11 protein-coding genes are annotated in these 10,915 nt (G+C 55.4%); 3 read left to right on the top strand and 8 right to left on the bottom strand.

Annotated features, from left to right (window positions below):
* Nucleotides 1-229: 229 nt before the first annotated feature.
* The 5 genes from G538_RS0114120 to ctaE all read right to left on the bottom strand — a co-directional run bounded on the left by G538_RS0114120 (nucleotide 230) and on the right by ctaE (nucleotide 5,194).
* Nucleotides 230-850 carry a superoxide dismutase gene (locus G538_RS0114120; RefSeq protein ID WP_029069811.1) on the bottom strand — a complete coding sequence of 207 codons (621 nt, stop codon included), beginning with the start codon at nucleotides 848-850 and terminating at the stop codon, nucleotides 230-232.
* A gap of 186 nt (nucleotides 851-1,036) precedes the next feature.
* Nucleotides 1,037-2,680, bottom strand: a complete 1,644-nt coding sequence (gene qcrB / locus G538_RS17100; protein WP_035834387.1) for a cytochrome bc1 complex cytochrome b subunit — start codon at nucleotides 2,678-2,680, stop codon at nucleotides 1,037-1,039.
* Nucleotides 2,677-3,693: a cytochrome bc1 complex Rieske iron-sulfur subunit gene (qcrA, locus tag G538_RS0114110; protein WP_029069810.1), complete on the bottom strand. Its 1,017-nt coding sequence runs from the start codon at nucleotides 3,691-3,693 to the stop codon at nucleotides 2,677-2,679. Before qcrA ends, qcrB begins: the two co-directional genes overlap by 4 nt.
* Nucleotides 3,690-4,469, bottom strand: coding sequence for a cytochrome bc1 complex diheme cytochrome c subunit (qcrC, locus tag G538_RS0114105; protein ID WP_029069809.1), 780 nt, complete (start codon nucleotides 4,467-4,469; stop codon nucleotides 3,690-3,692). The genes qcrA and qcrC overlap by 4 nt, the downstream gene beginning before the upstream one ends.
* A gap of 83 nt (nucleotides 4,470-4,552) precedes the next feature.
* On the bottom strand, nucleotides 4,553-5,194 hold the full coding sequence (gene ctaE / locus G538_RS0114100) for an aa3-type cytochrome oxidase subunit III (RefSeq protein ID WP_029069808.1): 642 nt from the start codon (nucleotides 5,192-5,194) through the stop codon (nucleotides 4,553-4,555).
* 280 nt (nucleotides 5,195-5,474) lie between these two features.
* Here ctaE and G538_RS0114095 point away from each other — a divergent pair, with 280 nt between their 5' ends.
* A complete protein-coding gene (locus G538_RS0114095) occupies nucleotides 5,475-5,894 on the top strand; it encodes a response regulator transcription factor (RefSeq protein WP_051197274.1) in 420 nt (139 codons plus the stop codon).
* Entirely contained in the window at nucleotides 5,891-6,967 is a 1,077-nt protein-coding gene (gene trpD / locus G538_RS0114090; protein ID WP_029069806.1) for an anthranilate phosphoribosyltransferase, read from the top strand. Before G538_RS0114095 ends, trpD begins: the two co-directional genes overlap by 4 nt.
* 70 nt (nucleotides 6,968-7,037) lie before the next feature.
* Here trpD and G538_RS0114085 read toward each other — a convergent pair whose 3' ends face one another.
* On the bottom strand, nucleotides 7,038-7,319 hold the full coding sequence (locus G538_RS0114085; protein ID WP_029069805.1) for an Lrp/AsnC family transcriptional regulator: 282 nt from the start codon (nucleotides 7,317-7,319) through the stop codon (nucleotides 7,038-7,040).
* A 130-nt stretch (nucleotides 7,320-7,449) separates the two neighbouring features.
* Nucleotides 7,450-9,261, bottom strand: a complete 1,812-nt coding sequence (locus tag G538_RS0114080; protein WP_029069804.1) for an AMP-dependent synthetase/ligase — start codon at nucleotides 9,259-9,261, stop codon at nucleotides 7,450-7,452.
* A 163-nt stretch (nucleotides 9,262-9,424) separates the two neighbouring features.
* On the opposite strand from G538_RS0114080, the gene G538_RS0114075 reads away from it, so the two are divergent.
* Entirely contained in the window at nucleotides 9,425-10,375 is a 951-nt protein-coding gene (locus G538_RS0114075; RefSeq protein ID WP_029069803.1) for an ROK family glucokinase, read from the top strand.
* A gap of 17 nt (nucleotides 10,376-10,392) precedes the next feature.
* Here G538_RS0114075 and G538_RS0114070 read toward each other — a convergent pair whose 3' ends face one another.
* Entirely contained in the window at nucleotides 10,393-10,893 is a 501-nt protein-coding gene (locus tag G538_RS0114070; protein ID WP_029069802.1) for a hypothetical protein, read from the bottom strand.
* Nucleotides 10,894-10,915 lie beyond the last annotated feature (22 nt).

Genomic DNA, 10,915 nt, shown 5'->3' with positions numbered 1-10,915 from the left:
CCTACAGGCACAGGCACAGGCACAGGCACAGGCACAGGCACAGGCACAGGCACAGGCACAGGTGGCAGGCGAAGCCGCTCTCTGCAGCCGACGAGGCGGATCAGCACGTCTTGTACTTGGTCCGTCTTTAGCGTGGTAGTTTGCGGACGAGGCCCTTCATGAACGCCTCAGGGCCCCTGCGTATTCGCAGGGGCCCTGACAGGTTTTGTGCAGTGATTATTTCAGATCACTAGGGAACGATAAGCCCTGATGTCTGGGTGCGTGCACGCTCGAAACGGGCTGCAGCGTCCTTCCAGTTCACCAGGTTCCACCATGCGGTGACATAGTCAGCACGAACGTTCTGGTAGTCCAGGTAGTATGCGTGCTCCCATACGTCGAGGAGGACGATGGGGGTGAGACCTAGAGGAATGTTGCCCTGCTGGTCGTAGAGCTGAACAATGATGAGTTTCTTACCGAGGGAGTCCCAAGCAAGGATCGCCCAGCCTGAGCCTTGTACGCCGGCTGCAACAGCAGCAAAGTGCTTTTTGAATGCTTCGAAAGAACCGAAGTTGTCGGCGAGAGCTGCGGCAAGCTCGCCCTCAGGTTCGCCCCCTTCAGGGGAGAGGTTCTCCCAGAAGGCGGTGTGGTTGACGTGGCCACCAAGGTTGAATGCGAGGTTCTTTTCCAACTGGTTAACCGTTGAGAAGTCACCCTTGTCGCGTGCCTCAGCAAGCTGCTCCAGGGCGGTGTTCGCGCCTGTTACATATGCCTGGTGGTGCTTGGAGTGGTGAAGTTCCATGATTCGGCCGGAAATGTGCGGTTCCAGTGCGCCGTAATCGTAGGACAGTTCTGGCAGCGTGTAAACGCCCATGCCTTCTACCTCCAGTAGATAGTGTGAAATGTGATGCGCAGAGAAACTGAGCATCGATCGTACAAACTACAAAGCCCGCGATCTTCATCCCGCAACAAGTACAGGACCAGATCGCGGGCTGGTAGTTTAACCTTGCATCACTGTTGGGTGAATGCGCTGGTCACGTCCAACTCGTGAGCCATTGTTTCAGCGTTCCAGCGCAGGCTGTTGCGTGCCTGACTCCAGTTCACCGTGTTCGTCAGCCGAGTGCAACTCGGAGGGACGAACTGGCTCTACACGGTCTTCATAGAAGAACGATGACAGTTTTTGCCAGCGTCGATCAGCTTTGTAGCCCTTACGGCGTACTCCGCGGGCATCCTCAGCTGGTTCTATCTCCAAGGGACGGTGTGCAGCGTAGTTGACACGTAGCCACCGCTCTTCCTCGTTGACGGGCTTGTGAACCTCAATGTATTCGCCGTTAGCGAAGCGAACGATCTTGCCGGTTTCGTGGCCGTGAAGAACCAATTCCCGGTCCTTGCGCTGCAAGGCCAAGCAGATCCTTTTCGTCACGATGAAGGCTACAACCGGTCCAACAAAGAAGAGCACACGAAGCGCCCACGTGATGGCATTCAATGACATCGCAAAGTGTGTTGCAACCAGGTCGTTCGAGCCGGCAACAGCCAAGATGACAAACGCAACGATGATGGCCACGCCGATACCTGTCCGGGTGGGGACATTGCGAGGGCGGTCGAGAACGTGGTGTTCAGCCTTGTCAGCGGTCACGCGCGCTTCAATGAATGGGTACAGGGCGAGCGCGGAGAACAGGAGACCAGGAATCACAACCGCTGGGATAAGTACGTTCAGTGACAGGGTGAACCCTGCTATGACGAACTCGGGCTGTCCTGGCATGAGCCGTAGTGACCCTTCCAAGAACAGCATGTACCAGTCTGGTTGAGCACCAGCACCCACCGGTGATGGATCATATGGTCCATAACTCCACACGTTGTTGATCGACATCACGCCACCCATGAGGGCGAGGACACCGAAGACAACGAAGAAGAATCCGCCAGCTTTCGCGACATACACAGGGAACAGTGGGAAGCCCACAACGTTCTTGTCTGTACGTCCGCCACCTGGGTATTGCGTGTGCTTGTGCAGCACCACAAAGAGCAGGTGGAGAGCTATGAGCGAAAGAATAAGAGCGGGCACCACCATGACGTGAAGTGCGAAAAGCCGGGGGATGATGTCTTCGCCAGGGAATTCGCCACCAAAGATGAAGTAGGAGAGGTACGAGCCCAAGATGGGGATCGACTTCACAACACCATCGGTGATGCGCAATCCGTTACCAGAAAGCACGTCGTCAGGTAGTGAGTATCCAGTGAATCCTGCGAGCAGCCCGAGGATCATGAGGACAAACCCAACGAGCCAGTTCAACTCACGAGGTTTACGGAAAGCACCGGTGAAGAACACGCGCATCATGTGAGTCACGATTGATGCCATGAACAACAGTGCTGCCCAGTGGTGTACTTGACGCATCAAGAGGCCACCACGGACCTCGAATGAGATCTTCAAGGTTGAGGCGAAAGCCTCCGACATGAGTTGCCCGTCCATGGAGTCAATGGGGCCATGATACGTAACAAGTGCCATTGAAGGGACGAAGAACATCGTCAGGAAGAATCCTGAGATCAGCAGTACTACGAAGGAGTACAGCGCGATCTCACCGAGCATAAATGACCAGTGGTCAGGAAAGACCTTGCGCGCAAAGCCTTTAACTGCGTTACCGATGCCGGTGCGCTGGTCAAGGTAGTCCGCTGGTCCGGCAAGCGGTGAGTGGGGGGTAGGCGTTGTCACTTGAGACGCTCCCAGTAGCTCGGGCCGACAGGTTCATTGAAGTCATCCTGTGCAACAAGGTAACCCTCGTTGTCGACAGCGATTGGCAACTGGGGGAGGGGCCGCTTAGCTGGACCAAAGACAACCTTTGCGCCATCAGACACGTCGAAGGTTGATTGGTGGCACGGGCAAAGCACGTGGTGTGTCTGCTGCTCGTAGAGAGCAACGGGGCAACCAACGTGTGTGCAGATTTTGGAGTAAGCAACGATTCCGTTGTAAGACCAGCCCTTGCGGTCTTCGGATTCTTTCAGATCTGCTGGGTCCATGCGGACCAACATCACCACTGCTTTAGCTTTTTCTGTGATCCAAGAGTGGCCAGAGCGTTCTTCTTCGCTTGCTTCTGGAATGATCTGAACAACTGAACCGATGGTGACATCTGATGCTTTGACCGGACGACCAGCTGGATCTGTCGTGAGTCGCTTGCCCTTTTCCCACAGTGTGTGTTTGAACTTTGATACATCCCAGTCGCCGCCTACTGATCCAATGAGTGGAACAGCAATAGTGAGTGGGAAGAGACCAACAGCTGTGACAACAGAGCCCTTAAGGACTGTACGTCGCGCAATGTTCGAGTCTTTTGCACCATCTTGAAGTTTGCCGAGAGCAGCTGCGCGTGTTTCGGCGTCTGACGCCATGGGGTGACGTTCTTCAGCTACTTCGTGATCTGACATCAAGGTCTTAGCCCAGTGAATAGCGGCAAGACCGATACCCATCAAGGACAGGAATAGCGTGACGCCGAGTGCCAAGTTCGCGTTGCGAACGCTGGCTACATCGCCGTCAGGAACAACCAAAAAGTACGCAAGAAGTGACCCGATTGTTCCCACGATGGAGATAACAAAAAGGATGACAACCTGCATTTCGGAGCGCTTTGCAGCCCGAGGGTCAGTATCACCCATGCGGGATTTGTGCGGTGGGAGACCTGGATCTACGAAACGGTCTTCAGATGATGAGGTTGTGGTTACTTCACGATCGCTCATGAGGATTTGGCTCCAATCCACACTGCTGCTCCGATGAGCAGACCCATACCGACAACCCAGACCCAGACACCTTCAGAAACTGGCCCGAGTGAACCGAGGCTAATACCACCGGCTGAGCCTTCTTTTTGGTAGTCAATGTAAGCGATGATGTCTCGCTTTTCTTCGGGGGTAAGAGTGTCATCATTGAAAACTGGCATGTTCTGCGGACCAGTTTGCATTGCCTCGTAGAGGTGTGTGGGGGTGGTATCCCGAATATCGGGTGCCCATTTACCTTCAGAGAGAGCACCGCCAGCGCCTACGGCGTTGTGGCACATGGCGCAGTTTGTGCGGAACAGTGCTGCACCGTTTGCGGCGTCACCTAATTCTGGATCAACAGCTTCTGCTGCAGGGATGGCTGGTCCAGGGCCGAGAGAAGCAACGTATGCAGCGAGCTGCGCAGTCTGCTCTTCGTTCATCTGCGGTGGTTTTGCCTCTGCCTGTGGACCTGTCATCTGCATCGGCATGCGGCCAGTTCCGACCTGGAAGTCGACTGCCGCTGCTCCGACACCGATGAGTGACGGCACTGTGCTAGTGCCTTCGGCGTTAACGCCGTGGCAGGTCGCACAGTTGGCGATAAAGAGTTTCTTGCCCTCTTCGATGTCTTGATTTGTTGCGGTGTCCGCAGTGGCAGAAGGTGTTGCGAATGCCGCATACACTCCACCGATTGCGACCAGCGCCAACAAAACGAGCACTACCGGGGTGAGCCGGTGGTGTCTGCGGGCAGCGAGTGCCTTCACGAATCGATCCTCGTCTCGCTTTATGGGGATTGGTTGGAACAAGTGTTGCGCTGGTGAGCAGCAATGCTCACCAGCGCGCCTGACTAGCGCAGGAAGTAGATGACAAAGAAGAGTCCGATCCACACGACATCAACGAAGTGCCAGTAGTAGGACACGACGATGCCTGTAGTTGCCTCGTGGTGGCCGAACTTCTTCGCTGAGAAGGAACGACCCAAAAGGAACAGGAATGCAATGAGTCCGCCGACAACGTGGAGCCCGTGGAAACCTGTTGCCAGGTAGAAGACCGATCCATACGGGCTTGATGAGATTGTCAGGCCGTGCTGTACCAGCTCGGCGTATTCGTATACCTGACCGGCAACGAACAACGATCCCATCAGGAAAGTCAGCGTCATCCATTCATTCATGCCCCACTTGGTCACTTGGAGGATGGACCCAGTACGGACCGGCTGGAAGCGCTCAGCAGCAAACACACCAAATTGGCATGTCAGTGATGAGGCAACAAGAACAGCTGTGTTGATGAAGGCGAAGGTCAAATTGAGATGACCAGTGCCCTCGCTCCACTGTTCAGCCGGGATAGTGGCGCGGATTGTGAAGTACATCGCGAACAGCCCAGCAAAGAACATGAGTTCGCTGGATAGCCAGACGATGGTACCGACCGACACTGGGTTCGGACGGTTCACGCTTACGTGGTGTTGTGCTTTGGGAGCAGCCGTTTCAGTCGACACAAGACCATTATTGCCGATGTTGGTCCAGCGTTGGGCCCTAAGACCCACCGAAATCTGTGGTTCTATCTCACAAACTTGAAGGAATGCTGGATATTTTGCAGTTCTTGTGACGGAAGACTTGTGGGTGTCACGAAAACGGTGCTGGGCCCAAAGGCCTTTCTGACAAGCGGAAGAGAGCCTGCGATGACATGACCTAGTGAGTTGCGCGTGACGTATGTAACGTCGTCCCCGCTAGGATGGGTGAGGATACAGCGACGTACATCTCGGATTGAAGGACACTATGTCGGAAGCCACAACTCAAGACAAGCGCTCAGTGTTGGTCTATAGCGATGATGCAACGGTGCGTCATCATGTTCGCCAATCGATTGGCAATAGTATTGATGGTCTTGCCATCGAGTGGCATGACGTCGCAACGTACGATGCTCTGGTCGAGCGTGTTCAACCTGGCCGTTATGACCTGCTTATTCTTGACGGCGAGGCACGCAAAGCTGGTGGAATGGGCGTTGCCCGCGAGGTTAAGAACGAAGTTTTTGACTGTCCGCCTATCCTTGTCCTGACTGGTCGTGCCCAGGACGCTTGGTTGGCATCGTGGTCTCTGGCAGATAGCGCTGTAGCGCGTCCGCTGGATCCCTTCGAATTGAGCAGTCATGTCTCGAAACTGCTTGCGCAAACATCTGAGAAAGTGAGAATCACTCCATGACACGTCCCCCTTCTTGGCCTGATCTGACATCAACCCTTATTGCGGGCGAAGATCTTGATGTTGAGGCCGCACGATGGGCGATGACACAAGTGATGGCAGGCAGTGCAAGCCCTGTCCAACTAGCGGGTTTCCTTGTGGCATTACGCAGCAAGGGGGAAACCGTCGAGGAAATGCTTGGTTTGTCCCAAGCCATGATTGATCACGCTGTTCCTTACCCAGATCTCGAGCACTCACAAACCGCGCTCGACATTGTGGGAACCGGTGGTGACCGTTTGCACACAGTCAATATTTCCACCATGGCCGCAGTGGTGATCGCCTCATGTGGAGTGCCAATTGTGAAGCATGGCAATCGGGCATCGTCATCATCTTCGGGATCTGCTGATGTGCTAGAAGCGCTTGGGCTCCCGTTAGATCACACCCCACAAGATGTCGCTGCCATTGGACGCAGCGTGGGAATCACCTTCTGTTTTGCGCAAACTTTCCACCCTTCGATGCGCCATGCGGCTGTGGCACGCAAAGAGTTACGCATCGCTACAGCGTTCAACTTTTTAGGCCCCATCACAAACCCGGGGCTACCTCGTTCCTCTGCTGTTGGCGTGGCAGATGCGTCGATGGCGCCAATCATTGCTGGAGTTTTTGCTCGCCGTGGGCGCCAAGCGCTCGTATTTCGTGGGGCTCGTGGCCTCGACGAGTTTGCGGCAATTGGGCCAGTCGATATGTGGGAAGTACGTGACGCAGACGTAGTCCATGAGGTCATTGACCCGGTGAAGGACATGGGCATGTCCCCGATTACGGTTGATGACCTTCGGGGAGGGACAGCACAGGAGAACGCAGAGGTTGCGCGGGCGCTATTTCAGGGTGCAACCGGGCCTGTGCGGGACACGGTTCTTGCCAATGCGGCAGCAGGAATTGTGGCTGATGGGCGCCTGGTGGGATCGGGAACGCTTGCCCAGAGATTGAGTGCCGGCATGGAAATCGCTGCGCAGGCAGTGGATTCAGGTGCTACCCAACGACTTCTAGATGCTTGGCGAGATGCTGCCACGAAAGGTGAAGCGAAACGCTCTGACCGTTAAGAACTCCACGTGACAGGGCACGATGCGCATTCAGCGCATCGTGCCCTGTCACGTGTGCAAGCCTCTTGGGTCAGGAATCCAAACCGAGGTCGAAAGCTGCCGCGAGATCCTTTTGCGAGAATTCGCGGAATGCTAAGTATGTTGTGGTTTTGAGGACACCAGGGGTTTTGCCGATGCGATCCGCAATAACAGAAGCGAAGTCATCATGCTGGGAGACACGGACAATTGCCACAAGATCCACGTCACCCGTGACGGAGTACACCTCACTGACACCGTCGATCGTCGCAACCTCGGTGGCAACTTCAGGAATCAAAGCTTGATCGGTGTCGATCATCACGATTGCTGTCGGCATGGGACTCCTTGGTTTGGCAGTGTCAGATAGTTCGTGTGACCTGCTGCGTAGCAGAAACGGACCTTGGTGGTGGGGCCTCACGAGACCCCACCACCAAGCCTAATCGATGGATTCCGTGTCGTGGCGGCTCTCAGTCAATGCGCTGGACATCGTCATACAAATTGTCGATCTGGTGCTGGAAGTCTTGGATGACCAGGGTTCTTTTCACCTTCATCGACGGGGTGAGGTAGCCGTTGTCAACGGTGAAATCTTGGTCAAGCACAATGAACTTCCGAATGGACTCGGCTCGTGACACCGCACGGTTTGCTCTTTCAATTGCTTGGTCAAGAGCGGCGCGAACATGCGGCGCGTCTTTCGCTTGGGCGAAGGGCAGTTCAGGGTGCCCGTGGGCTGCAAGCCACCCTGGAAGGGCTTCTGCATCCACCGTGATCATGGCTGCGATGAAGGGTTGCCCATCACCCACGACAACAACTTGGCTCACTAAGGGGTGAGCTCGTACACGGTCTTCGAGGACGGTTGGGGCAACATTTTTCCCACCGGCAGTGACAATGATTTCTTTCTTGCGGCCGGTGATTCGCAAAAAACCATCGTCGTCTAGCGATCCGATGTCACCGGTTTTGAACCACCCAGATTCAAAGGCTTCTTCCGTGGCTACCTCGTTGTTGTGGTACCCCACGAATACGTGAGGTCCGCGAACAAGCACCTCTCCGTCAGGGTTGATCCGCAAGGAGCACCCTGGAAGAGGCGGTCCGACCGTTCCAATTTTGATCCTGTCAGGCAATGTGACAGAGGTGGGGGCCGTTGTTTCAGTGAGGCCGTAACCTTCTAGAACAACCAGCCCAGCGCCGCGGAAGAAGTGACCAAGCCGCTCTCCAAGGGCAGCCCCGCCAGAGATTGCATATTTTGTTTGTCCGCCCAACGCGGCTCGGATTTTACTGAGCACCAAACGGTCAGCGACTTTGTGCTGCACTCGAAGCCCTACGCTAGGTCCTTTAGTGCTATCGAGAGAACGTGAGTAGGCGATAGCTGTGCGCGCTGCCCAGTGGAAGATTTTGCCCTTTCCTCCGGCGACTGCTTTCTGTTCAGAGGCGTTGTAGACCTTCTCAAACACACGTGGCACAGATAGCAGGTAGGTAGGGCGGAATGAGGCGAGGGCAGGAAGTAGATCCTTGGTGTCTGATACGTGTCCGAGGACGGAACCACCCGGAATAACGAGGACGTGGATAAACCTAGCGAAGACGTGGGCAAGAGGCATGAATAGCAAAGTCCTTCGCGCCCCATGCTCAAGTACCTCTTTGAGGCGCATCGTGCTGTTTTCGCTGAGTTCGTAAAAGTTGCGGTGGATTAGACACGCGCCTTTCGGGCGCCCCGTTGTTCCGGAGGTGTAGATGATGGTCGCTAGCGAATCGAGGTTGGCTAAGTGAGCGCGCCGTTCGATCTCGCTTTCTGGGACTTCAGCCCCACGGCGGGTGAGTTCTGCGATGGCACCATTGTCAATAACGAGGCTGTCTGAAAGCTGGGGAGCATTGTCAAAGGCCTCGCTTGCTACAGAGTGAAGTTGCTGGTTTTCAACAATCAGCAACTTCACTCCAGCGTCATTGAGAATCCAATCGACCTGTTCAGGGCTGGAGGTTTCGTACAGTGGCACTGTGACTGCGCTAGCAGCCCAGATTGCCCAGTCGAGAAGTGACCACTCGTATCGTGTCCGCGACATGATGCCAACCCGGTCCCCGGGGTCAATTCCTGATGCGATGAGTCCCTGAGCGACAGCGCGAACTTGGGCATGGAATTCACGTGCTGAGATTGGTTGCCACGTACCGGCAGAGTCCATTACTTCCATAATGGTGCCCGTTGGGTCAGCATCAACGCGACGTGTTAGCAGGTCATTGAGGTTTTTTTCAGAGTCCACCGTAACAAGAGGTGGGGTTGTTACTTCGTCCATTCTGGCTCCTTTGGCAGTGGCCGACGTTGAAGGCAATATACCAGCAGAGCGGGATGTGCATCACACTCACGTCATTGAGTAGGCTTATCGCGTCATACCTCTCAGGCATTGACGGATGTTGGCCGCAGAGTCGGGTAGTTCACAGATGAGCAAGGGAATCTACATGCACGCCATCGGCGTAGATATTGGCGGAACAAAGATCGCTGCGGGAGTGGTGGATGAGAATGGAAAAATTCTCGCCCAAACACGGATCGCCACAGCCGCTGATGATCCGGCAAGTATTGACCGTTCTATCGCTCAGGTCTGTGCAACTCTTGCCCAAGATTATGAGATCGGTGCTATCGGTCTTGCCGCCGCGGGGTTTTGCTCCCCGGACCGTACCTCAGTTCAATTTGCCCCAAATATCAACTGGCGCGAGTACCCGATAGCGGCAAACGTTCGCGCACTACTTGGGCTGGACGTCCAGGTTCCTATCGTTGTAGAGAATGATGCTAACGCTGCAGGTTGGGCCGAGTACCGGTTTGGAGCAGCACACGACGCTACGGACATGCTGATGCTCACCATCGGAACAGGTCTTGGTGGCGCCTTGGTCATTAACGATCAGCTTGTACGTGGGCGTTATGGCGTGGGCGGCGAAGTGGGCCACATGCGTGTCGTTCCCAACGGGCACACCTGTGGGTGCGGTCATGACGGTTGCTGGGAGCAGTATGCATCTGGTTCTGCTCTGGTACGTGAGGCCCGCGCAATGGCTATTAAACAGCCAGCGCACGCACAACTCCTCATTGACTTGGCTGGTGGCAGTGTCGATGCCATTACTGGTCCGCTTGTCACTACTGCAGCCCAGCAGGGAGATCAGTTCTCCTGCTCGCTTCTCTCCGAGCTTGGGCGATGGATTGGCGAGGGCGCCGCGTCAGTAGCTGCGCTACTGGACCCAGAAGTGGTTGTTATTGGTGGTGGGGTCGCAGCTGCGGGAGATCTGTTGCTCACCCCCGCTCAAGATGCTTTCCTCTCGAGTCTGCCGGCAAGAGGGCACCGCGTGGAGGCTCGCTTCGAACTTGCGCGAATGGGCAATGAGGCGGGAATTGTTGGTGCGGCAGACCTAGCCCGCCTGTAAAAGGCAACTAGTTGTGGTCAGACGACGGCGCCAGGACCATCATTGTCGTCGTCGGGCCGCATCCGCCATACCAGTAGACCTGCCCCGGTAGTAATGAGTGCGCCCATACTTAGCGCAGGAATAATTGAAGCCGGAGCCACCACCAAAACTGTCCAAAAAAGCCCGACTAAGCCCACGATCAGCAAGAACCATCCCACGTTGCGGACTCGGTCACTACTGAGGGTAAAAGGCGGGTCGGGTTCTTCAAAGGCATCTATCTGCGCCAGTTTTTCCTCATCATCTGACCAGTCTCGCGGTCCTTGGGTGGCTTGAACAGGTCGCTGAGGAGAGGTGGGGAGTTCAGGAGTTTCCTCTTGGTGGCCATTCGTGGAAAGATTCATTAAGTCCGCCACAATCCCACGCCACGCCAGATCGACGTCTTCGTCGCTTGGGTTACGGGGGAGTGGGGTGTTGGCTGGAGGCTGTGAACCATCAGGCGTAGGCTCAGAGTCGAATCGGTCGTCGTCCGGTGCTGACATAGTTATTACTCTAAAGACTAAG

Source organism: Jonesia quinghaiensis DSM 15701 (assembly GCF_000423205.1).
Classification (GTDB): Bacteria; Actinomycetota; Actinomycetes; order Actinomycetales; family Cellulomonadaceae; genus Jonesia; species Jonesia quinghaiensis.
The sequence above is the reverse complement of the archived record's forward strand: the minus strand, read 5'-3'. Positions and strand labels throughout refer to the sequence as shown.

Coding starts and splice junctions, on each gene's coding strand:
- G538_RS0114120 (WP_029069811.1), bottom strand. CDS start 850: ATGGGCGTTTACACGCTGCCAGAACTGTCCTACGATTACGGCGCACTG.
- qcrA (WP_029069810.1), bottom strand. CDS start 3,693: ATGAGCGATCGTGAAGTAACCACAACCTCATCATCTGAAGACCGTTTC.
- G538_RS0114080 (WP_029069804.1), bottom strand. CDS start 9,261: ATGGACGAAGTAACAACCCCACCTCTTGTTACGGTGGACTCTGAAAAA.
- trpD (WP_029069806.1), top strand. CDS start 5,891: ATGACACGTCCCCCTTCTTGGCCTGATCTGACATCAACCCTTATTGCG.
- G538_RS0114070 (WP_029069802.1), bottom strand. CDS start 10,893: ATGTCAGCACCGGACGACGACCGATTCGACTCTGAGCCTACGCCTGAT.
- G538_RS0114085 (WP_029069805.1), bottom strand. CDS start 7,319: ATGCCGACAGCAATCGTGATGATCGACACCGATCAAGCTTTGATTCCT.
- G538_RS0114075 (WP_029069803.1), top strand. CDS start 9,425: ATGCACGCCATCGGCGTAGATATTGGCGGAACAAAGATCGCTGCGGGA.
- G538_RS0114095 (WP_051197274.1), top strand. CDS start 5,475: ATGTCGGAAGCCACAACTCAAGACAAGCGCTCAGTGTTGGTCTATAGC.